This window comes from Blattabacterium cuenoti (assembly GCF_014252075.1).
GTDB classification, from domain to species: domain Bacteria; phylum Bacteroidota; class Bacteroidia; order Flavobacteriales; family Blattabacteriaceae; genus Blattabacterium; species Blattabacterium cuenoti_AC.
In genome coordinates this window covers 447,159-470,313 of sequence record NZ_CP059209.1, presented here as the reverse complement: position 1 = coordinate 470,313, position 23,155 = coordinate 447,159, and the positions used below count along the sequence as shown (strand labels likewise).

Here is a 23,155-nt window from a genome sequence, read left to right as displayed (position 1 = left end):
ACAATGAATAGAAATAAAAATAACAAATTTAATAAAGTAACTATTAGGTTGGCTTCTCCAGAAATAATATTGAAAGAATCTCATGGTGAAGTATTGAAACCGGAGACTATAAATTATAGAACTCATAAACCAGAAAGAGATGGACTTTTTTGCGAACGTATTTTTGGACCGGTTAAAGATTATGAATGTGCATGTGGAAAATATAAAAGAATTCGTTATAAAGGAATTGTTTGTGATAGATGTGGAGTAGAAGTAACTGAAAAAAAGGTCAGAAGAGGACGTATGGGGCACATTAGTCTTGTTGTTCCTGTTGTTCATATTTGGTGTTTTCGTTCTTCTCCCAATAAAATTGGGTATTTATTGGGATTACCTTCTAAAAAACTTGAAATGATTATTTATTATGAACGATATGTTGTTATTCAAGGAGGATTAGCATTTCGTTCAGATGGATCTTCTTTTCAAAAAGGCGATTTTCTAACTGAGGAAGAATATTTACATGTTTTAAATAAACTTCCAAAAGGAAATCAACAATTGGAAGATTTAGATCCGAACAAGTTTATTGCTAAAATGGGAGCAGAGTGTATAGAAGATCTTTTAAATCGTATTGATTTGAATCTATTATCACTTGAATTAAGAAATCAAGCTCATAACGAAACTTCTAAACAAAGACGTATTGAAGCATTAAAACGTTTACAAGTAGTGGAGTCTTTTCGGGAAGGTAAAAAAAATGGAGGAAATCCATCTTGGATGATTATTCATGTATTATCCGTAATTCCTCCTGAATTAAGACCTTTGGTCCCTTTAGATGGAGGACGTTATGCTGCTTCTGATATGACGGATTTATATCGTCGTGTACTTATAAGAAATAATCGTTTAAAAAGACTTATAGAAATTAAAGCACCAGAAGTTATTTTGAGGAATGAAAAAAGAATGCTTCAGGAAGCAGTAGATTCTCTTTTTGATAATTCAAGAAAAGTTTCTGCCGTAAAATCGGAAGCTAATCGTCCTTTAAAATCTTTATCAGATTCTTTAAAAGGAAAACAAGGTCGTTTTAGACAAAATCTTCTTGGAAAAAGGGTAGATTATTCTGCGAGATCTGTTATTGTAGTTGGACCACATTTGAAGTTGCATGAATGTGGTCTTCCTAAAGATATGGCTGCGGAACTTTATAAACCTTTCATTATACGTAAATTAATTGAAAGAGGAATAGTGAAAACAGTAAAATCTTCTAAAAAAATTATTGATAAAAGAGATCCTATGATATGGGATATTTTGGAAAATGTTTTAAGAGGACATCCCATATTATTGAATAGAGCTCCTACTTTACATAGATTGGGTATTCAAGCTTTTCAACCAAAATTAATAGAAGGAAAAGCTATTCAATTGCATCCTTTAGTTTGTGCTGCTTTTAATGCAGATTTTGATGGAGATCAAATGGCAGTTCATTTGCCTTTGTCATATGGAGCAATTTTGGAAGCTCAACTTTTAATGTTAGCTTCTCAAAACATATTAAATCCTGCTAATGGCTCTCCAATTACAGTTCCTTCTCAGGATATGGTATTAGGATTATATTATATGACGAAACCTTTATTATCAGATTCTAAAAATAAAGTCAAAGGAGAAGGACTTGTTTTTTATTCACCAGAAGAAGTTGAAATTGCATATAATCAAGGAGTAGTTGATTTGCATGCTTTGGTTAAAGTAAAAGTCAATATTCGTGAAGAAGATAAATTTTCTAACAAATTAATAGAAACTACTGTCGGTAGAATTTTATTTAACCAAGTCGTTCCCAGTCAGGTAGGTTTTATCAATGAATCTCTTACAAAAAAATCATTAAGAGAAATCATAGGAAAAATATTGCATCTTACAGACGTTCCTACTACTGCCAATTTTCTAGATGATATTAAAGAGTTAGGTTTTTATAACGCATTCAAAGGAGGTCTTTCTTTTGGATTGGGTGATATTATTATTCCTGATAATAAAAAAGATATGGTATATCATGCAATCAAACAGGTAGATAATGTAAAAATGAATTACAATATGGGATTGATAACAAATAATGAGCGTTATAATCAAGTTATTGATATATGGACAAATACTAATGCTATGCTTACAGAAAAAGTAATGAAATATATGCGGGAAGATAGACAAGGATTTAATCCTGTATATATGATGTTAGATTCTGGAGCAAGAGGTTCTAAAGAACAAATACGTCAGCTTTCTGGAATGCGTGGATTAATGGCAAAACCTCAAAAAGCGGGATCTTCTGGAGGAGAAATTATTGAGAACCCTATTTTATCCAATTTTAGGGAAGGTCTTTCTATCTTGGAATATTTTATATCCACTCATGGTGCTCGAAAAGGATTAGCTGATACAGCATTAAAAACAGCAGACGCTGGGTATCTTACAAGACGTTTAGTTGATGCTGCGCAAGATGTAATTATTAAAATGGAAGATTGTAACACTTTACGTGGATTAGAAATATCTGCATTGAAAAAAAATGAAGAAATAGTAGAAACTTTGTTTGATAGAATTTTAGGTCGTATATCTTTAAATGATGTTTATCATCCAAAAGATGATCTATTGATAGTCTCTTCTGGGGATATGATTGATGAAAAAATAGCGAGAACAATTGATAAATCTGGAATTGAAATGGTGGAAGTCCGATCTCCTTTAACTTGTGAAGCAAAAATGGGGATTTGTTCTAAATGTTACGGTCGTAATTTATCAACAGGAAAAATAATTCAAAAGGGAGAAGCTGTAGGTGTTATAGCAGCACAATCTATTGGAGAACCAGGGACTCAGTTAACATTGCGTACTTTTCATGTTGGAGGAACAGCAGGAAATATAACGGAATCTTCACAAATAAGAGCTAAATATGATGGAATTATAGAATTTGAAGACTTAAAATTTGTAAGAACAAAAAAAAATTCTAAAAAAATAAGAATAGTTGTTTCTAGATCTACAGAAATGAAGCTTTTTAATCAAAAAAAATCATCTATTTTAATGGTTAACAATATTCCTTATGGAGCTTCTTTATATGTAAAGCATGGAGATCAATTAAAGACAGGAGATATAATTTGTAAATGGGATTTATACAATGCAGTTATTGTTGCAGAATTTTCTGGAATTATATCTTATCAGCATTTAGAACAAGGTGTTACTTTTCAAGTAGAAATAGATGAACAAACTGGTTTTCAAGAAAAAGTAATCACAGAGGTAAGAAATAAAAATTTAGTTCCAACATTAAAAATATTGAATGATAAAAACGAAGAATTGAAAGTGTATAATCTTCCGGTAGGAGCTCATTTAATGGTAGAAGACGAAGAAAAAATAGATGTAGGTAAAATTTTGGTTAAAGTTCCCAGAAAATCAGCAAAATCTGGAGATATTACAGGTGGATTACCTCGTTTATCTGAATTATTTGAAGCACGTAATCCTTCTAATCCAGCTGTAGTTTCAGAAATGGATGGAATAGTAAGCCACGGAAAAATTAAAAGAGGAAATAGAGAAATTATTGTAGAATCTAAAACAGGTGAAGTCAGGAAATATCTTGTCAAATTATCTAATCAAATACTTGTTCAAGAAAATGATTATGTAAAAGCAGGAATGCCTTTATCCGATGGTGCTGTAACTCCTAATGATATTTTAAATATAAGAGGACCTAGAGCTGTTCAAGAATATTTAGTTAAAGAAATACAGGAAGTATATCGTTTGCAAGGAGTGAAAATTAATGATAAACATTTTGAAGTTATTGTTTTACAAATGATGAGAAAGGTAGAGGTTATAGATGTGGGTGATACTAAGTTTTTAGAAGGAAATATTGAATATAAAGATGATTTTATAGAAGAAAATGATAGAATCTCTCGTATGAAAGTAGTTGAAGATTATGGAGATTCAAAAATTTTTAAAAATGGAGATATTATTAATTATAGAGATTTAAGAAATGAAAACTCCGTTTTAAAATATAAAAATAAAAAATTGATAAAAACTAGAAATGCTACTTCTGCTACAGCTAGACCAATATTACAAGGAATAACAAGAGCGGCTTTACAGACTAAATCTTTTATATCTGCAGCTTCATTTCAGGAAACAACAAAAGTTCTAAGTGAAGCAGCTATAAGTAGTAAAACAGATTATTTATATGGATTAAAGGAAAATGTTATAGTGGGACATAAAATCCCTGCAGGAACTGGATTAAGAGAATATGAAAATATTTCGACAGAGATTTTATAAAATTCATTTATTTTTTCCATTGATTTTTTATATATGCTGTTTTATTGAAAATAATTTTATTAATGGTTGAATCTTCTACATAAAAATAACCAATTCTTTGAAACTGAAAATGGTCTCCTTTTTTCGCCTTTTTTAAATAAGGTTCTGCATATCCTATGATTTTATCTTTTGATTTTGGGTTGATACATGTATCAAAATCTATATCCGGATTTCTTTTCAAAAAAAGAGGATTATACAAATTAATTTCTATAGGGAAAGAATGTTTTATAGAAACCCAGTGTAAAGTGCTTTTTGTTCTTCCTCTTTCTTTTGTTTTTTCTTTTTTTCCAGATTTGCTTTTTGGATCATAAGAGCAGTGTATTTCTTTGATTTCTCCTTTATAATTTTTGATTATTGAATTAGCCTTTATAATGTAAGCATTTTTAAGTCTTACTTCTTTTCCAATACTAAGACGAAAAAAATTTTTCCTTTGTTTCTCTAAAAAATCGTCTTTTTCAATATATAAAAATTTAGAAAAAGGGACTTTTCTATTTCCGAAATTAGGATTTTCCGGATTATTTTCTGATTCTATCCATTCGGTAGTATTCATGGAATAATTATCAATAATTAATTTAATTGGATGAAAAACTACCATCACTCTAGGAGCTATTTTATTTAAATGTTCTCTAATCCAAAATTCTAAAAGAGATATATCAATGATATTATTTCTTTTTGTAATTCCTACTTTATGAACAAAATTTTTTAAAGATGTTGAAGTATATCCTTTCCGACGTAATCCAGATATTGTTAATATACGTGGATCATCCCAAGATTGAATTATTTTTTTTTCAATTAAATATTGAATTTTTCTCTTGCTAGTTATAGTATGACTTAAATTTAATCTTGAAAATTCTATTTGTTTAGGTCTTATTTTCTCATTATCATAAATTTGATCTAAATACCAATTATATAATGGACGTCTATTTTCAAATTCTAATGAGCATAAAGAATGTGATATTTGTTCAATATAATCACATTGACCATGAGTCCAATCGTAAGTAGGATAAATACACCATTGATATCCAGTTCTGTGATGTTTTTTTTGCAAAATTCTATACATAATCGGATCTCTCATATTCATATTTTGAGAATCCATATTAATTTTAGCTCTTAAAACACAAGATCCTTCCTTAAAAAAGCCGTTTTTCATTCTTTCGAACAAATACAAATTTTCATCTGTAGATCTATTTCTATAATTACTATTGATTCCAGTCTCAAAAGGACTTTTTCTTTGAAATTGGATGATTTTTTGAGATTGATCATCCACATAAGCTTGATTTCTCTTAATTAAGATCACTGCCCATTTATAAAGTTGATAAAAATAATCTGAAGCATAACTTTCCATATCCCATTTAAATCCTAAAAAAAGAATGTCTCTTTTTATAGATTCTATAAAATTCCGATTTTCTACAATCGGATTAGTATCATCAAATCTTAAGTTAACTGGTGATTTATATTTTTTCCCCAACTCAAAATTGAGACATATAGCTTTCACATGTCCAATATGAAGATATCCATTTGGTTCAGGAGGAAAACGAAATCTAATTTTCTCAATAGGAAACCCTTTTTTTATATCTTCCTCTATAATTCTTTCAATAAAATGTAGATGTAATTCTATCCCAATAAATAATTAGAAATCAATTCTAATGCGAATATAATTAATTTTTTGAAAAAGATATATTTTTGTCGTGTTATTTTAATAGTTGGAACTTGAATTATTTAGAAACTGTTCAATGGATTTTTAAACGTCTTCCAATTTATCAAACATCAGGATTGAAATCATACAAACCAGGTTTGAAAAGAATACAAAATTTTTGTTCTCATTTAGGAAATCCTCAAAATTTTTTTAAAAGCATACATGTAGGCGGAACAAATGGAAAAGGCTCTACAGTACACATGTTATCTTCTATTCTTCAAGAAGAAGAATATAGAATTGGGTTATTTACTTCTCCTCATTTAATAGACTTTAGAGAGAGAATTACCTGTAATGGAGTTTTAATAGAAAAAGATTTTATTATTGATTTCGTTAGAAAAAATCAAAAATTTATAGAAAAAGAAAAAATTTCATTTTTTGAAATGAATACAGCTTTGGCTTTTCAATATTTTAAAGAAAAAAAAGTAAATATAGCAATTATTGAGGTAGGTATGGGGGGGCGCTTAGATTCCACTAATCTTATAATTCCCGAAATATCTGTCATCACCAATATTAGCATAGACCATACAGAAACTCTAGGAAATAGCAAATTAAAAATTGCTTTGGAAAAAGCAGGAATCATTAAGAAAAATGTCCCAGTAATAATAGGAAGTCAAATATCAAAAAATATACAATTCCTTTTTATTAAAGAAGCTTTAAAAAAGAACGCTCCCATTTATTTTTCTGTAAAAAAAAAGGAGGATTTTAAGTATGAAATGCCTTTTGAAGCAGATTATCAGGATTTAAATAGAAGTATTGTATTAAAAATTGTGACTATTCTAAATAGTAGGAAAAATATATTTGTATCTGATCAATCTATAAAAAAAGGATTAAAAAATGTAATAAAAAATACAAATTTTAAAGGACGTTGGCATATTTTACAGAAAGACTATCCAAAGATTATTTGTGATATAGCTCATAATGAAAAAGGGATATATATGATCAATCATCAATTAAAAAAAGAATCTTATGATAAATTGCATTTGGTTTTAGGTTTTGTGAGAGAGAAAAAAGTAGGAAAATTATTAAAACATTTTCCAATTGAATCTTTCTATTATTTTTGTCAACCTAAAATTGATAGAAAATTTCCTATTTATGATCTAAAAATATTGGTATATCAAATGTTCCAAGATCGCAGAAAAATAAATTTTTATGATTCTGTAGAAAAAGCTTTTTTATCTGCTAAAAGAAAAGCTAATAAAAATGATCTAATCCTAATAAGTGGAAGTACGTTTATTGTATCTGAAGTTTTATTATATTATAAAAATTTTTTTCTTACATTTGAGTAAGTGAATAGAAGGGCAATTAGCTCAGTTTGGTTTAGAGCATCTGTTTTACAAGCAGGGGGTCACTGGTTCAAATCCAGTATTGCCCACTCTTTTTAAAATAAAATTAAAAATTTTTTGTTTTTCTTTTGGATGAAACCATGTAACAGAAGAATCTTTCCTATACCAAGTTAATTGTCTTTTTGCATATCTCCTAGTATTTATTTTTATTTTCTCTATGGTTTCATTTAAACAATTTTTTTCTTTATAAAAAAATTCAAAAATTTCTCTATAACCTATAGTTTGTAAACTATTTAAATTTCTATAACAGTAATAGCGTTTTGCTTCATCTAAAAGACCTTTTTTAATCATATTTTCTACTCTATCATTTATTCTAGAATAGATTTCATATCTAGACATGATCAATCCTATTTTAATAATCAAAAAATTTCTTTTTTTTAGTCTTTTTTTCAAAAAAAAGGAAGGAGAAAAACCTGTAGACTTTACTATTTCCAAATATCGTATTATACGTCTGGGGTTATGAATATCTATTATTAATTTATCTTGTTTTTTAAATTTTTTCAATTCATTTTGCAAAAAAGATATTCCCTTTTTTTTAAAATGAAAAATCAAATCATTTCTAATATTTAAGTTTATTTCAGGTAAATAAGATAAACCTTCTGTTATAGCTTTTTCATACAATCCAGAACCTCCTACCAGAATCAAAATAGAATATTTTTCAAATAATTTATAAATTTTTTCTAAACAGTCTATTTCAAAAAGTTTTGCATTATAAATTTGATGAATATTTAAATGTCCTATAAAATGATGAGGAACTTTAGAAAGTTCTTTTTCTGTAGGCATTGAAGTCCCTATCCTGAGTTCTTTATAAAATTGTCTAGAATCACAAGATAAAATTTCAGTTTTTAATTTTTCAGCCAAAAATAATGAAATAAAAGTTTTTCCAACACATGTTGGCCCTAAAATAAAAATAACAAATTTTTTATTCAATATTGAGGTGTATTTAATTTAGATAATTTAGTATACATCCAATAATCTGCTAAAACTAAAGCAATCATAGATTCAACAATGGGAATGGCTCTTGGTAAAACACAAGGATCATGTCTCCCCTTTCCTTCCATAAGGACAAAATTACCATTCCTATCTATAGTTTTTTGTTTTTGCATTATTGTCGCTACAGGTTTAAAAGCTACTCTAAAATAAATATCCATTCCATTTGATATTCCACCTTGTATTCCTCCTGATAAGTTTGTTTTAGTTTTTCCATTTTTATAAAATAGATCATTATGTTGAGAACCGGTTAATTTAGTTCCATAAAATCCACTTCCATATTCAAACCCTTTCACTGCATTAATTGAAAGCATCGCTTTTCCCAATTCAGCATGTAATTTATCAAAAACTGGTTCTCCTATCCCTATTGGGACATTTTGAATCACAGAAGTAATAGTTCCACCTATTGTATCTCCTTTATTTTTTATCTTTTGAATTTTATATATCATTTTTTCCGCAATAGATGGATCAGGACATCTTATAGGATGTCTTTCTATGGATTTTCTGGATAAATCTAATTCTTTATAAGATTTATTAATGGAAATATCTCCTACAGAAGAAACATAAGATGTAATTTTTATATCTTTTATTAATTGTTTTGCTATAGCTCCAGCCACCACTCTACATATTGTTTCTCTGGCAGAAGAACGTCCTCCTCCTCTATAATCTCTGATTCCATATTTATTTTCATATGTAAAATCTGAATGAGATGGACGATAAATATTCTGAATATGTTTATAATCATCAGATTTATGATCTTTATTATAAATAATAAAACCAATAGGAGTCCCTGTTGTTTTATTCTCAAAAATTCCAGATAAAAAATTTACTTGATCAGGTTCATTCCTTTGAGTCACTATAGATGATTGCCCCGGTTTTCTCCGATTTAATTCATATTGAATTTCATCAAAATTTAATTCCAAACCAGCTGGACATCCATCAATAACACCTCCTAAAGCCGACCCATGACTTTCTCCAAAAGTACTAATTCTAAATAATTTACCAAAAATGTTTCCTGCCATATATCACAATTTTAGTTTTTAATCTCTATAGAAATAGGTCTTCCTAAATGATTGATTCTACTCATTCCTATTAATATTTTATTTCTATAACGTTTTTCTACTTCAAACAATGAAGAATTTGATAAAATTTCTATATGTCCAATATGAATACGTGAATTCTTAACTGCTTGATTAATTAGATTGATTAATCCTAATTTTGTTAAATTGTCTTTAGAGCCTCTATTCAAAAATAGTTTGGAAAAAGATTCTTTTCTTGATTTTTTTGACCTTGAAAAAAGTTTTTTTTTGTAATTAACAGTAATATTATTATTAGGATTTATATCCTTAGAATTTTTATAATAATTTATAAAACGATTAAATTCAATCCAAGAAAAACGTTTTATCAACTCTTCTTTGTCAAAAAACTCTAAATTTTTTTGTATTTCAGGAAGAAATCTTTTTATTAATTGTTCGTCTACAACTACTTTTTTGACTTTTTCTATAAAATAAAGAAGTTGTTTTTCGCAAATCTCTTTTCCATTAGGAACCATAACTCGTTCAAAAGTTTTTCCAATTTTTCTTTCAAACTCTTTTAAATTTCTAGTTTCTTTGGTGTGTATAATACAAACAGAAATTCCAGAGTTTCCAGCCCTTCCAGTACGACCACTTCTATGTAGATAAATCTCACTTTCTTTTGGAATGTTATAATTTATTACGTGAGTTATATTATGAATGTCTAATCCACGTGCCGCTACATCCGTAGCAACGAGAAATTGCAAATTTTTGTTTCTAAATCTATTCATTACAGATTCACGTTGTGTTTGTGAGAGATCTCCATATAAAGCGTCAGCATTATAACCATCTTTTATGAGTAGTTCAGCTATTTCTTTAGTTTCTTTTTTTGTACTACAAAATATAATTCCATAAATATCAGGATTAATGTCTACAATTCTTTTTAAAGCTAAATATTTTTTGTTTAAATGACCTACTACATAATAAATATGCTTTACATCATCAGATCCAATATTTTTTTGACCTGTAATTATTTCCACGGGATCCGTTAAATAAGTATGAGCAATGACATTCATATATTTGGACATTGTTGCTGAAAAAAGAAGACTTTGTCTTTTTTTTGGTAACATATTTATTATGTAATCTAACTCTTCTTTAAACCCCATATTTAGCATTTCATCCGCTTCATCAAGAATCAAATATTTAATTTTTTCAAGATGCAATTTCTTTCTTTTTATTAAATCAATAATTCTACCAGGAGTTCCTATTATAATGTGTGTTTTATTTTGCAAGGATTTAATTTGATAATCGATATTTGCTCCTCCATACAAAGGAATAATTTTAATTAACGATAAAAACTTAGAAAAACGACAGAGATCACGAGTAATTTGTATACAAAGCTCTCTTGTAGGACATAAAATAAAAGCTTGAGGGATACTCTGATCAAAATTTACATTTTGAATGATTGGTAATCCGAAAGCGGCTGTTTTTCCAGTTCCTGTTTGAGCTAATGCTATGATATCTCTTTCTGAAGAAAGTAAGAATGGAATAACTTTTTCTTGTACAGGTGTAGGATATTTAAAGCCAATATCTTCTAAAGCTTTAAGAATATTGTTGTTAAAAAAATTGTATTCTTTAAATGTTTTTTTCATAAAAGAATGGTTAAAAAATTAAAAAATGATATTTTTTAATTTTTCACTTATTATATCAACAAATATAGATAATTATTATTAACTATGATTATTTAATTGAATATTAGTTGTTTATTATATTTTCTCTCGCGAGTTTTTTAGTTATAGTTTCATACCTTATAAAAAGTAATATAGCTGATACAGTAAGTCCTAATCCTAATCCAATCCATATTCCGATCCCTCCTATTCGAACAGATAAAAACCAAGCTGTAGGCAAAGCTATAATCCAATAGGAAAAAAAACTAATCCACATAGGAATATGAACATCTTGTAACCCTCTTAAAGCACCAGTAATGATTCCTTGTAATCCATCAGACAATTGAAAAAAACTAGCAATAACAATCATTTTTTCTGCAATTTGAATTACCTCGTAATCATTTTTTATATAGATATAAGGAATATATTCCCGAAATAAAAAAAAGAAAAAACTGCAAATTAACATAAAAACAACTCCCATGAAAAGAATAGATTTTCCTATTCTTCTTAACTCAGAATAATTTTTTAAAGCAAACTGATTTCCTATTCTTACTGTGGCAGCTACAGAAAGACCTGTATTTAGAAGAAAGGTAGACGATACTAAACTGACAACAATTTGATGCGCCGCCAAGACTTTAATTCCATATTTTCCTGATATAAAAGAAGAAACAGAAAAAGCGCTCATTTCAAATAACATATGCAATCCAGAAGGAATCCCTATTTTGAGTATTCTTTTTAAATATTTTTTTTTCAAAAAAAAATATTTAAAATGATTATAGTAATTATGGACTTTTCTATGTCTATATAATAAAACCAGAATTCCTATTAACATAATTATACGAGATATTAAGGTTGAATAAGCTACTCCTACAGTTCCTAATTTAGGAAAACCATAGAAACCGTTAAGAAATGCATAATTTAATATAATGTTAATAAAAGCTGCGCCCCAAGTAACGAAAAGACCTGGAAATACTAAGGATAAACCTTCCGAAAATTTTCTAAAAACTTCAAATATCATCCATGGAATAAAAGAAACAGCTATTATTTTTAAAAAAGATATAGTTTCACTCAATATTTCTTTAGGTTGTCCTAAATAAGGGAGAATACAAGAAAAAACGTGTATTATCCCATACATAAATATGGATAAAAAAAAATTGATAATTAATCCATGATAAAAAATAATAGCACCTTTTTTATATTCTTGTTTAGCATCTATGGATGCTATTAGAGAAGAAATAGCAGTAGATATTCCCAATCCAAAAATGACTGTAATAAAAAAAACAGCATTGGCTAATGAAACTGAAGATAAAGCTTTTTTCCCCAAAAACCCAACCATAATATTATCAGATAAACCTACACATATAACTCCTAATTGTGTAAAAAACACAGGAGTTGCTAACAAAAAATTTTTTTTAATATGTATTGAATATGTTTCGTTTTTTTTGATAAAACTAATATTTGAAATGATTCATTTTTGAATTCTTAGAAATGTTGATTATGAATTGAATAAAAATTAATTATTTTTAATATTTATAAAGGGGGATTTTACTATTTTAATAGGAATCTTCTTTTTTCTTATTGAAAGAAAAATAGAACCAGTTTTTGGTGTTTGATTCCACAAATATCCTAATCCAATACCTTTTTTTAAAACTGGAGAAAAAATTCCAGAAGTTACATTTCCAATAATATTATCATCTTTATCTATTAACGAGTATCCTTGTCTTGGAATTTTTCCTTTTTCTTCTACAACAAAAGATATAAATTTTTTATGTTCTCCTTTCTTTTTTTGTTTTTGTAGTATTTCTCTTGAAAGAAATTCTTTTTCAAATTTTATGATCCAAGATAAACCGGCTTCTATAGGAGTTATTTCTTCAGAAATATCTTGTCCATATAAACGATATCCCATTTCTAATCTTAAAGAGTTTCTGCTTGCTATTCCGCAAGGAATTATTTTATTTTTTTCGATTTCTAGAATATCATTCCATATTTTTTCCGCATATTCATTAGGAATATAAATTTCCACACCTTTAGATCCTGTATATCCAGTACAAGAAATCAATACGTTTTGAATTCCTGAAAATTCTCCTATTTCGAAATTATAAAAAGGAATCATTTTCAATGGTATATTAGTTAATTTTTGAATATAAACTAATGATAGTGGCCCTTGAACAGCCAACAGTGAATAATCTTGAGAAGAATCTATGAATTCTATGTTATAAGCATTTTTTTTTATATGATGACTTATCCATTTTTTATTTTTTTCGATATTAACTGCATTAACTATAAGTAATAATTTTTTTTCAGAAATCTTATAAATCACTAAATCATCTATAATTCCTCCATGATTATTAGTGAAACAACTATATTGAGCTTGTCCTATTTTTATTTTGGACAAATCATTTGTGGTTAAATATTGAACTAGATCCATGGAATTTTTTCCATTCAAAATGAACTTTCCCATATGACTAACATCAAAAACTCCAGAAGTATTTCTTACAGCCATATGCTCTATTAAAGAAGAAGTATATTGAAGAGGCATGCAAAATCCAGAGTAATCAATCATTTTAGCGCCTAAACGTATGTGATTTTCATACAAAACTGTTTTTTTCAAATTATTTTCCATCATATTCTACAAAATTATTTTCCGTTTCGTATAAAGTGATTTTCAAATCAAAATTAGAAGATATTCTTTTATTTATTTTATTCCACATGAAAATAACAATATTTTCTGCAGTTGGATTTACAGAAGAAAATTCTTTCAAATCTAAATTGATATTTTTATGATCAAAAAGTTCTTCTATTTCATCACGAAGAATATCCCTTAATTTATGCAGATTAAGAACGAATCCTGTTTCTATATCAACTTCTCCTGTGACACTGGCTATATATTCATAATTGTGTCCATGATAATTTAAATATGCACATTTTCCAAATATTTCTATATTTTTTTGATAATCCCAATGTTTATTGTAAAGTCTGTGTGCCGCACTAAAATATCCTTTTCTGCTTATGGTTGCTTTCATGATTTAATGAATATTTAACTGATTTATATAATTTTTCAGAATAATTTTTAACCAAATTGTATAAGAATCTGGATAAATATGAACATTTTTAATTAATTCATTTAAAGAAGTCCATTTCCAATTATCAACTTCTTTCCAATTTATAATTGGAGATTTTTCATAACAACCAACAAAAACATGATCTAATTCGTTTTCTATCAAACCATTACTAAAATATTCATAATAAGTAAAACAAAATTTTTGTTCTAAAAAACAATCAAAACCCATTTCTTCTATTAAACAACGATGAGCTGCTGTTAAGACCGATTCATTCTTTCTAGGATGGCTACAACATGTATTAGTCCAAAGTAAAGAAGAATGATATTTTATTGAAGATCTTTTTTGTAACATTAAATCATTTTTTGGATTAAAAATAAATACAGAAACAGCACTATGAAAAAGTCCTTCTGAGTGAATTTTTTCTTTTTTTTCAAATCCAATAATCTGATTTTCTTTTCCTATCAAAGGAATAAAGTCTTCATCTAGTATTTTATTTTTATCCTTCATATTCATTAATTTTAATTCTTATTTAAACAAAATAATGTAATGTGGAAAATTAGACCAAAAGATTATCTTTAATTTATTTTCGACGATGAAAAAAAGAATTAAAGAATTATTAAATGAATTAAATAATTTAAAAAAAAAAACATTGATAAGTGAAATGCGCATTCAGTTTATTTTTTTATCTACAGAGTTAGATTTTTTAATAGCAAAAATGCCAATAAATAATAAAATTCTACAACCTTTTGGTTTTTTGCATGGAGGAGCTACAATCACTTTGGCTGAAAGTGTAGGGTGTTCTTTATCTTTTATCAATCTTAAAAATGCAACAAAAAATGCAGAAAAAAACAATTTTAATGTTTTTAACATTGAAATTGCTGCCAATCATATTCTATGTATAAAAAAAGGAATTTTACTTGCTAAAGCTAAAATTTTTCATAAAGGAAAAACTTTACATGTTATTAAAATTGATGTTTATAATGAAAAAAAAAATCTCATTAGTTTTTGTAAAATGACTAATATTATAATTAAAAAGAAATAAATATGTTTCAAAAAATCAGTCTTTTTTCTTTATATAAAAAAGTTATAAAAAATTATTGGGACCAAAATCAATTTGTTCTATTTAGAAAGCCTTACGAAAGGAAAGTTTTTTTTTATTCTCATTATAATTCTAAAGGAAAAATATTTTTCCTAATTCAAGATTTTGATCATAATTGCACAATCAAAATCGTTCCAAAAAAAGTTTATTATGCAGATATACAGAGTCCCTCTTCTGTAAAAGAAACTTATAAAGATAATTATTTCCTTTTAACTTACTCTTCAGAGTATAAAAATTTAATTCAAAAAGCAGTAGAAGAAATTAGAAAAGGGCACTTTAAAAAAGTGGTTTTATCCAGATCTATAAAAATTTCTTTTCACAATTTTTATTTTAAGAAAACTTTTCAAAAGTTAATTTTTTCTTATCCAAATGCTTTAATCAGTCTTTGGTATAATGTTCATCATGGATTTTGGATAGGATGTTCTCCAGAATTGCTAATGAAATCTCATAAAAATAAATTTAAAACAGTTCCTTTAGCAGGTACTGTTTGGGATCAAAAAAAATGGACTAAAAAAGAAATAGAAGAGCATAAAATTGTAATAAAATATATTACTCATTTATTAAAGTTTTATAAAGGATCCATTTTATTAGAAAAAACTAAAACAGTAGAAATGGGTCGTTTAAAACATTTGGAAACTCCAATTTTTTTTTCTTTTTTGGAAGAACCTGATTATTATGAAATATTAGATAGACTACATCCTACTCCTTCTATATGTGGATTCCCTAAAAAAGAATCTTTAGATTTTATTCAAAAATATGAAGGATATAAAAGAAATTTTTATACAGGATACATTGGTCCCGTAAATAAAGAGAACATGGAGTTATATCTTAATTTGAGATGTGCAAGAATTAAAGAAGATAAAAAAGAAATAACTTTGTATGCTGGAAGCGGAATCACTATGGATAGTAATATAGATCAAGAATATATAGAAACAGAAAAAAAAGTCAAAAATATTTTATCTCAACTTATTTTTAAATAATTTTTTTCTTTCTATGAAAAGGCCTTATAATTAAACGTACGCTTTTATTATAATGGAAATATTGAATAATCCAATTTGTTAAGGCTATTGTTCTATTTCTAAAACCAACTAAACTGACTAGATGAATAAACATCCATACAATCCATGCTAAAAAACCTTTTAATTTAAAATAGGGAAAATCACATACAGCTTTATTTCTCCCAATAGTGGCCATAGATCCTAAATTTTTGTAAATAAAAGGAGGAATGTTTTTTTGATCTGAAAAATGATTAAAATATTCAGATAAATAATTCCCTTGTTGAATAGCAGGTTGAGCGGTCATAGGATGACCGTTAGGATATGACTTCATATAAGCAACGTCTCCAATAGCAAAAATATTTTTGTATTTTATAGTTTTAAGGTAGTTGTCGACCAATATCCTATGTCCTTTTATGTCTTCTTTTAAAAATCCTTTTATTATAGCTCCTTTGACCCCTGCAGCCCATATAACGTTAGAAGATTCTATTCTTTTATTTTTTTCTATAAAAACTACTTTTCCATCATAATCTTTAACTAAACAATTTAACCAAATGATTACCCCTAATTCTTTTAAATTTTTATAAGCTTGTTTTGCTGATTTTTCAGACATTCCATCTAAAAGCCTGGGAGAAGCTTGCAACAAGTGAATATTCATAGATTGAATATTTAAATCAGGATAATCATGTGGAAGTACATATTTTTTCATTTCAGCTAAAGCTCCAGCAAGTTCTACACCTGTAGGGCCTCCTCCTACAATAACAAAAGTCATAAGTCTTTCTTTTTCTTTATCATCTTTTGTTAGCAGAGCAGATTCAAAATCTTGCAAAATGAGACTTCTAAGATCTAGAGCTTCTGGAATTGATTTCATTGGCAAAGAGAAAGATTCAATGTTTTTATTCCCAAAGTAATTGGTAACAGATCCTGTAGACATAATTAAATAATCATAAGACAAATCGCCTACGTTGGTATAGATTTTCTGCTTTTCTGTATTGATATAATGAACATAAGCTAATCTGAAAAAAAAGTTTTTTGTCTTTTTGATAATATTTCTGATAGAATGTGCTATAGAATCCGGTTCTAACCCTGCTGTAGCTACTTGATATAGCAATGGCTGAAAAGTATGATAATTATTCTTATCTATAAGAATAACCTGAAATTTATCTCTTCTTAGTTTTTTTGCGACTTGCAAACCAGAAAATCCGGCTCCAATAATCACGACTCTTTTTAGATTATTTATTTTTGGAATATTCATAGTCAAAAATTTGACACATAAGCTAAATTTATATATATTTTCATTTTAATTGATGGATTAATAATTTTGTTAAAAAAAAGATTCTAATGACTTACTATTTAATTATTGGCACTACTTTTTTAGTAAGTGTTATTGTTAATGCAATTTTAAAAAAGAAATTCAAAGAATATTCTAAAATTCATTTGCATTCTTGTATGAGTGGAAAAGAAGTAGCGAAAAAAATGTTAACAGACAATGGAATTACTGATGTTCATGTTCTTTCAGTCGAAGAAGATCTGACTGATCATTATAATCCTCTAAACAAAACAATAAATTTAAGTGAAAAAGTTTACAATGGAAGATCAGCAGCTTGCGCGGCTGTAGCAGCTCATGAATGTGGGCACGCGATACAACACAAGTTAGGTTATAATTTATTAAAGATACGGAATCATTTAGTGTCTATTCTGAATTTTAGTTCTAAATTCACTAATTTAGCCATAATGTCGGGTTTAACTATTTTTTACAGTTCAGGAGGAAAAGATTCTTTTATTCTTAAATTAGGAATAGGATTGTTTTTATTCGTAATTCTTTTTTCTTTTATAACTTTACCAATAGAATTTGATGCAAGCAATAGAGCCTTGACTTGGATGAGAAACAAAAATATAGTTAATTATCAAGAATATAATAAGGCAAAGGAATCTTTAAATTGGGCTGCTATGACTTATGTGGTTTCTGCTTTAGGCAGTTTAGCTCAACTGATATATTTTTTATCTTTTTTCACAAATACAAGTAGAAAAGATGAACAGATCTAATTGTTTTTTTTCTTTTTTCTAGCGTTTCTTGGATTTGGACGAAGTTTTCCATAAGTTTTGTTTCTTATTTTTCCTTTTTTAGTTTTTTTATCTCCTTTTCCCATATTGATTTTTGTATAAATTTTCGAGTAATTTATGTATTATATCTGCTTTTTTTTGTAAAAAAGTTGCAGATGAATAGTTATTAATAATAAAATGAGATTTTTTTTCTCTTTTCTTGTTAGAAATTTGATTTTTTAGACGATTTATAATTTGATTTTCATTTAAATTATCTCTTTTTATGATTCTTTCAATCATATTTTCTACGGATGAAGTTACAGTGATAATAATATCACATTCTTTATAACTTCCACTTTCAAATAATATAGCAGATTCTTTTATAACATATAGAGTTTTTTTCTGTACAGAAGAAATCCAATTTTTAAAATCAATTGAAATCCATGGATGGACGATAGAACATAGTAATTTTAATGCAGAAGAATTGTTGAAAACAATTTTAGATAAGTAGGTTGTATTAATTTTTTCTTTTTTATAAGAGTCTTTTCCAAAATGTTTAATAACATTTTTTTTGATAATTTTTGTTTGATTCATTAATATTTTCCCCCTTTTATCTGAACAGTAAACAGGGATTCCTTTTTTTTTGAAGAAAGAAGAAAATAAACTTTTTCCAGATCCCATTTTTCCCGTTATTCCTATCAAAAAAAATTTCATTTTTTTTCCTGTTTTTCATCTTGTTTATTCAAAGTTTCATTATAACGTAATTGAGTAAGTTCCTTTGAAACTGTATTTTTTTCAAGTTTTATTTTTCCTGTAACAGTTTCTAGGATACAAAAGTTATCTGCAATTTCTATGATTTTTCCGTGCATTCCCGAATTGGTTACTATATAATTTCCTTTTTTTAGATTGTCCTGAAATTTTCTTTCAATTTTTTGTTTTCGTATTTGAGGGCGTATCATAAAAAAATAGAATATAATAAAAATCAATGCAAACATCCAAATAGTATTTGCAATAGAATTTTGTTGCAATAAAAAAAACATAAAATAACATTTAAAGTTTAGAAATGAGATTGTCAGACTTATTTACATAAGTCCTTTTCCTATTTTGAATATTTTATTTTTTTTATGTAAAAGTTTAAATATTTGATCTAATATCCCATTAATAAAAATTTTACTTTTTTCCATACAAAATATTTTTGTTATTTCTATATATTCATTCATAGTGGCTTTCGGAGGTATATTTGGAAAATATAAGAACTCACAAATAGCCATTTGCAATATAATTAAATCTATAATAGCTATTCTTTTTATATCCCAGTTATTTGATATATCATTAATTAAATTATTAAATTCATTTTTGTGAAAAATAGTATTTCTATATAAATCAATAATGAATTTTTTATTTTCATTATTTTTGTAAATGTTATATAATTTAAAATTTTGAGGAGTAGAATGTTTTATAAACCGTAAAGTTTTGCAAACCATGGTATGAGCTATACATAAATTTTCTTTTCCATTAATATATAGATCTTCTATGTATCCTATCAGTTTTTTATTGGGAATCACGATGTTTTTATAATACTTTATAAGAAATTTTTTTTCTTCTTCAAAAGAAGTACAAGGTTTATCAAAATATTTTTTGCAGACAATTGATTTTTGCATCTCTTGTAATAAAATAAAAATATATTCGTCTTGTTTTTTCCATAAAATTTTTCCTGAATTTTCTGTAGAACTATATTCTTCGATCAAATATTTATTATTAGACAGTATTTTAATTACGGAGTTATATGCAAATTTTTTTATTGGATCTGTGTTTTTTCCATTGTATAGATTTATTTTCAGAGCATTTTCTCTAATTTTCAAGATTAAAAAAAGAAGAGAGATATATAAATTATGCAATTCTTCAATGCTTTGAAGCATGTTTTTTTCAACTTTATTTGAATCCATTTTAGATAAATGTTGAGCATATAAAAATTGCAAACTTCTTATTCTGAAGTGTCGTCTTATTGACATTTTTTATTCATGGTGTTAATTTTTATACAGGAGGAGATTTTTGTACAATTATATAAATAAAAATCAAACTTAAAAAGTTTGTATTTTTGCATGTTATATGAGTGGTTTATTTGCTTTTAGCAAAAAATATTGTCAAAGATACAAATTACGTTTGTGTATAGGTTTTTTATTGATTCTAATATCAAATATTTTAACTCTTCTCCCTATTCCTTATATCGGAAAATCTATTAACACAATTAAAAATTTATTTATCAGTTTTTCAAATGCATCAAATTCTTTCTATTTAAAAAAAGAGATCTGTATTTATACTAGCATTATACTAATAGTTCCAATCATAGGAGGTTTTGTTAAATATCATATGCGACAATGTATTATAACAACATCTAGAATGATAGAATTTGATATAAAGAATGAAATTTTTTCACATTATCAAAGATTGAGTTTGTCTTTTTATAAGAAAAATTCAACAGGAGATTTAATGAACAGACTTACGGAAGATGTTTCTTTTATAAGACAATACATAGGTCCTGGAATAATGTATTTTGTAAACCTTTTTGTTCTTTTTTTCATGGTTTTTGTACAAATGTTACGAATTAACAAAATCATCACTTTTTATGTGATTTTGCCGATTCCTGTTCTTTTTGTTTCTATTTATTATATAAGTGTTTATATTACTAAAAAAAGTGAAAAAGTTCAAAGATATCAATCACTTATATGTTCTTTTATTCAAGATACTTTTTCTGGAATTCATGTTGTTAAATCATTTGTAGCAGAATCTTTTTTTCAAAATAAACATAAGAGAATTATATCTGAATATAAAAAAAGAAATATAGAATTAGCAAAAATAAATACTATTTTATCTTCTGTTATAATATTTTTCATAGGAACCAGTCATTTGTTAATTCTTTTTTTTGGAGGAAAAAAATATTTTGAAGGAGAGATAAGAGAGATAGGAACCATTGCTGAATTTTTTACATACATTAATGTATTGATTTTTCCTTTCATTATGTTGGGATGGGTCGTTTCTATTGTAGAAAGGGCTAAAGTATCACAAATTCGCATAAGTGAATTTTTAAAAGAAAAACCAGAAATTTTCAATAATAACTTGATAAAAACAAAAATTTTTGGAAAAGTTCAGTTTAAAGATGTTAGCTTCATTTATTATAAAAATAAAAATGATACAAAAAATCAAAATCATACAATTAGTAAAATCTCTTTTAGTCTCATGAAAGGAGGAACTTTGATTTTAACGGGAGAAACAGGATCAGGAAAGACAACTATAGGAAGATTAATATCACGTTTATATGATCCTCATAAAGGAGAAATATTAATAGATAATTTATCTTTGAAAAATCATAATTTATCTGATTTCAGAAACAATATAGGTTATGTTCCTCAAGAATCTTTTCTTTTTTCAGATTCAATTTACAATAATATTGCTTTGGGAAGCAGAAAAAAAGTAACTCAATGTAAAGTATATGAAGCGGCAAGGAAAGCTATGATAGAAGATGAAATCTTAAATTTTAAAAATGGATACGAAACAGTTATAGGAGAGAGAGGTATTACTTTATCTGGAGGACAAAAACAAAGAATATGCATAGCAAGAGCTCTTATAAGAAATCCAAAAATTCTTATATTTGATGATAGTTTTTCCGCTATAGACCAGAAAACTAGAAAGTTAATTATTAATTATATAAAAAAAGGAATGAGAAATAGTACCATTATTATTATCACTCATGATACTTCATATGTTTCTGATTTTGATTTATTTATTGTTTTAAAAGATGGAAAAATATCAAGAATAGAAAGTCAAAATATTTTGTTATAGAATTTTTTAAAAAAATTGATTTTGAATAATCATCCTACATTTTTTTTATTTAGATTTGCTTTATTAGGATTATAATATTTTTTGAAATGGACGAAAAAGAAAATATCAAAGAGAGAAATGAAATTTGTTCACGGACTCTAAAAACTGGTAGTCGCACGTATTTTTTTGATGCGAGAGAAACAAGAGCAGGAGATTATTACTTGACCATCACTGAAAGTAAGAAAAGCTTTTCTGAAACAGGAGAAGTTACTTATAAAAAACACAAAATCTATTTGTATAAAGAGGATTTTTCAAAATTCCAAAGTATACTTGATGATATGATTCGATTTATTATTAATGAGAAAGGAAGAGAAGTAATTTCGGAACGTCATCAGAAAGATTTTAAGAATCATACAACATATAATCAAAATCAGGGTCAAGAGGCAAAAGAGAGTCAAAAAAAAACGTCAGAAATAAAGGATTTCACAAATATTAATTTTGAGGATATTTAAGTGGAATGGATTGATAGTGGAGTGGAGTGACAACTGTTTATTTTGTTAAAGTTTAAGGTTAAAGTTGTTTTTTTTAAGAAGATAACAGAAATGGAGAACTATATGAATATAATGAATGATATTAATACTTTTATATTTGATGTAGATGGAGTATTAACAAATTGTACCTTGAATTTATTTCCAGATGGAAATATGGTTCGTCAAATGTTTGCTAAGGATGGATATGCTATGCAGTTAGCAAAAAAAAAAGGTTATAATTTGTGTATTATTACAAGTGGTTCTGATTTAATGGTTTTTAGACGTTTAAGAGGTTTGAATATCCGTTATATTTACCAAGGAGTTGATGACAAAAAGAAATATCTGGATGAGTATTGTAATATATTTAATATTGCAAAAAGGAAAGTTCTTTACATGGGAGATGATATTCCAGATATTGAAATTATGAAATCTGTAGCTTTACCTTGTTCTCCAATAGATGCAGTTCAAGAAGTTAAAAACATATCTAAATATGTTTCTCCGAGAAAAGGAGGAAGAGGGTGCGTGAGAGATGTAATTGAACAAACTTTGAAAATTCAAAAGAATTGGTTTTAAACCAAAAAAATAGTGTCTTTTTAAGGACACTATTTTTTTTTCAATTCATT

The 23,155-nt window shown here is 26.8% G+C and carries 21 protein-coding genes and 1 tRNA gene; 9 read left to right on the top strand and 13 right to left on the bottom strand.

Annotated elements, in window-relative coordinates:
- Nucleotides 1-3: 3 nt before the first annotated feature.
- Entirely contained in the window at nucleotides 4-4,236 is a 4,233-nt protein-coding gene (gene rpoC / locus H0H47_RS02310) for a DNA-directed RNA polymerase subunit beta' (protein ID WP_185865880.1), read from the top strand.
- Nucleotides 4,237-4,243: 7 nt separating this feature from the next.
- Here the strand turns inward: rpoC and glnS are convergent, their stop codons facing one another.
- Nucleotides 4,244-5,899, bottom strand: coding sequence for a glutamine--tRNA ligase (glnS, locus tag H0H47_RS02305; RefSeq protein WP_238785104.1), 1,656 nt, complete (start codon nucleotides 5,897-5,899; stop codon nucleotides 4,244-4,246).
- An 86-nt stretch (nucleotides 5,900-5,985) separates the two neighbouring features.
- On the opposite strand from glnS, the gene H0H47_RS02300 reads away from it, so the two are divergent.
- Both H0H47_RS02300 and H0H47_RS02295 read left to right on the top strand, forming a co-directional pair.
- Entirely contained in the window at nucleotides 5,986-7,257 is a 1,272-nt protein-coding gene (locus H0H47_RS02300; protein ID WP_185865879.1) for a bifunctional folylpolyglutamate synthase/dihydrofolate synthase, read from the top strand.
- Between the two features lie 10 nt (nucleotides 7,258-7,267).
- Nucleotides 7,268-7,343, top strand: a tRNA-Val gene (locus H0H47_RS02295).
- On the opposite strand, the gene miaA is transcribed toward H0H47_RS02295, so the two are convergent.
- From miaA to H0H47_RS02260, 7 genes are all read right to left on the bottom strand, one after another.
- Nucleotides 7,303-8,175 (bottom strand): tRNA (adenosine(37)-N6)-dimethylallyltransferase MiaA, encoded by an 873-nt coding sequence (gene miaA, locus H0H47_RS02290; protein ID WP_394366933.1) that lies wholly within the window; start codon nucleotides 8,173-8,175, stop codon nucleotides 7,303-7,305. The two genes, H0H47_RS02295 and miaA, sit on opposite strands and share 41 nt — an antisense overlap.
- 65 nt (nucleotides 8,176-8,240) lie before the next feature.
- Nucleotides 8,241-9,326, bottom strand: coding sequence for a chorismate synthase (gene aroC / locus H0H47_RS02285; protein ID WP_185865878.1), 1,086 nt, complete (start codon nucleotides 9,324-9,326; stop codon nucleotides 8,241-8,243).
- Between the two features lie 11 nt (nucleotides 9,327-9,337).
- The gene (locus H0H47_RS02280; protein WP_185865877.1) at nucleotides 9,338-10,969 is read right to left on the bottom strand and encodes a DEAD/DEAH box helicase; all 1,632 of its coding nucleotides are present in this window, start codon (nucleotides 10,967-10,969) and stop codon (nucleotides 9,338-9,340) included.
- A gap of 103 nt (nucleotides 10,970-11,072) precedes the next feature.
- Nucleotides 11,073-12,386, bottom strand: a complete 1,314-nt coding sequence (locus H0H47_RS02275; protein ID WP_185865876.1) for an MATE family efflux transporter — start codon at nucleotides 12,384-12,386, stop codon at nucleotides 11,073-11,075.
- Nucleotides 12,387-12,497: 111 nt separating this feature from the next.
- On the bottom strand, nucleotides 12,498-13,610 hold the full coding sequence (gene gcvT / locus H0H47_RS02270; protein WP_185865875.1) for a glycine cleavage system aminomethyltransferase GcvT: 1,113 nt from the start codon (nucleotides 13,608-13,610) through the stop codon (nucleotides 12,498-12,500).
- Nucleotides 13,597-14,007: a 6-pyruvoyl trahydropterin synthase family protein gene (locus H0H47_RS02265; protein ID WP_185865874.1), complete on the bottom strand. Its 411-nt coding sequence runs from the start codon at nucleotides 14,005-14,007 to the stop codon at nucleotides 13,597-13,599. The genes gcvT and H0H47_RS02265 overlap by 14 nt, the downstream gene beginning before the upstream one ends.
- A 3-nt stretch (nucleotides 14,008-14,010) precedes the next feature.
- Nucleotides 14,011-14,553, bottom strand: coding sequence for an isopentenyl-diphosphate Delta-isomerase (locus tag H0H47_RS02260; protein ID WP_185865873.1), 543 nt, complete (start codon nucleotides 14,551-14,553; stop codon nucleotides 14,011-14,013).
- Between the two features lie 85 nt (nucleotides 14,554-14,638).
- Here H0H47_RS02260 and H0H47_RS02255 point away from each other — a divergent pair, with 85 nt between their 5' ends.
- Together H0H47_RS02255 and H0H47_RS02250 are read left to right on the top strand one after the other, a co-directional pair.
- Nucleotides 14,639-15,088, top strand: coding sequence for a hotdog fold thioesterase (locus tag H0H47_RS02255; protein WP_185865872.1), 450 nt, complete (start codon nucleotides 14,639-14,641; stop codon nucleotides 15,086-15,088).
- A gap of 2 nt (nucleotides 15,089-15,090) precedes the next feature.
- Entirely contained in the window at nucleotides 15,091-16,125 is a 1,035-nt protein-coding gene (locus H0H47_RS02250) for a chorismate-binding protein (protein WP_185865871.1), read from the top strand.
- Here the strand turns inward: H0H47_RS02250 and H0H47_RS02245 are convergent.
- Nucleotides 16,118-17,395, bottom strand: coding sequence for an NAD(P)/FAD-dependent oxidoreductase (locus H0H47_RS02245; protein ID WP_185865870.1), 1,278 nt, complete (start codon nucleotides 17,393-17,395; stop codon nucleotides 16,118-16,120). The genes H0H47_RS02250 and H0H47_RS02245 overlap by 8 nt on opposite strands.
- A gap of 86 nt (nucleotides 17,396-17,481) precedes the next feature.
- Here H0H47_RS02245 and H0H47_RS02240 point away from each other — a divergent pair, with 86 nt between their 5' ends.
- Entirely contained in the window at nucleotides 17,482-18,186 is a 705-nt protein-coding gene (locus H0H47_RS02240; protein WP_185865869.1) for a zinc metallopeptidase, read from the top strand.
- Here H0H47_RS02240 and H0H47_RS02235 read toward each other — a convergent pair.
- Genes H0H47_RS02235 through nusB form a run of 4 tightly spaced genes read right to left on the bottom strand, consistent with a single transcriptional unit; the run spans nucleotide 18,183 to nucleotide 20,102 of the window.
- Complete coding sequence (locus H0H47_RS02235; protein WP_185865868.1) at nucleotides 18,183-18,290, bottom strand: 30S ribosomal protein THX; 108 nt, start codon at nucleotides 18,288-18,290, stop codon at nucleotides 18,183-18,185. The two genes, H0H47_RS02240 and H0H47_RS02235, sit on opposite strands and share 4 nt — an antisense overlap.
- Complete coding sequence (gene coaE / locus H0H47_RS02230; protein WP_185865867.1) at nucleotides 18,274-18,897, bottom strand: dephospho-CoA kinase; 624 nt, start codon at nucleotides 18,895-18,897, stop codon at nucleotides 18,274-18,276. The genes H0H47_RS02235 and coaE overlap by 17 nt, the downstream gene beginning before the upstream one ends.
- Nucleotides 18,894-19,223 carry a preprotein translocase subunit YajC gene (gene yajC / locus H0H47_RS02225; protein WP_185865866.1) on the bottom strand — a complete coding sequence of 110 codons (330 nt, stop codon included), beginning with the start codon at nucleotides 19,221-19,223 and terminating at the stop codon, nucleotides 18,894-18,896. The genes coaE and yajC overlap by 4 nt, the downstream gene beginning before the upstream one ends.
- 42 nt (nucleotides 19,224-19,265) lie before the next feature.
- A complete protein-coding gene (nusB, locus tag H0H47_RS02220) occupies nucleotides 19,266-20,102 on the bottom strand; it encodes a transcription antitermination factor NusB (protein ID WP_238785080.1) in 837 nt (278 codons plus the stop codon).
- Nucleotides 20,103-20,292: 190 nt separating this feature from the next.
- Between nusB and H0H47_RS02215 the strand changes: the two genes are divergently transcribed.
- The 3 genes from H0H47_RS02215 (at nucleotide 20,293) to H0H47_RS02205 (ending at nucleotide 23,105) form a co-directional block, all read left to right on the top strand.
- Nucleotides 20,293-22,023 carry an ABC transporter ATP-binding protein gene (locus tag H0H47_RS02215; RefSeq protein WP_185865864.1) on the top strand — a complete coding sequence of 577 codons (1,731 nt, stop codon included), beginning with the start codon at nucleotides 20,293-20,295 and terminating at the stop codon, nucleotides 22,021-22,023.
- 86 nt (nucleotides 22,024-22,109) lie between these two features.
- Nucleotides 22,110-22,514, top strand: coding sequence for a DUF3276 family protein (locus tag H0H47_RS02210; protein WP_185865863.1), 405 nt, complete (start codon nucleotides 22,110-22,112; stop codon nucleotides 22,512-22,514).
- Between the two features lie 102 nt (nucleotides 22,515-22,616).
- Nucleotides 22,617-23,105, top strand: coding sequence for a KdsC family phosphatase (locus H0H47_RS02205; protein ID WP_238785102.1), 489 nt, complete (start codon nucleotides 22,617-22,619; stop codon nucleotides 23,103-23,105).
- The last annotated feature ends 50 nt before the right edge of the window (nucleotides 23,106-23,155 follow it).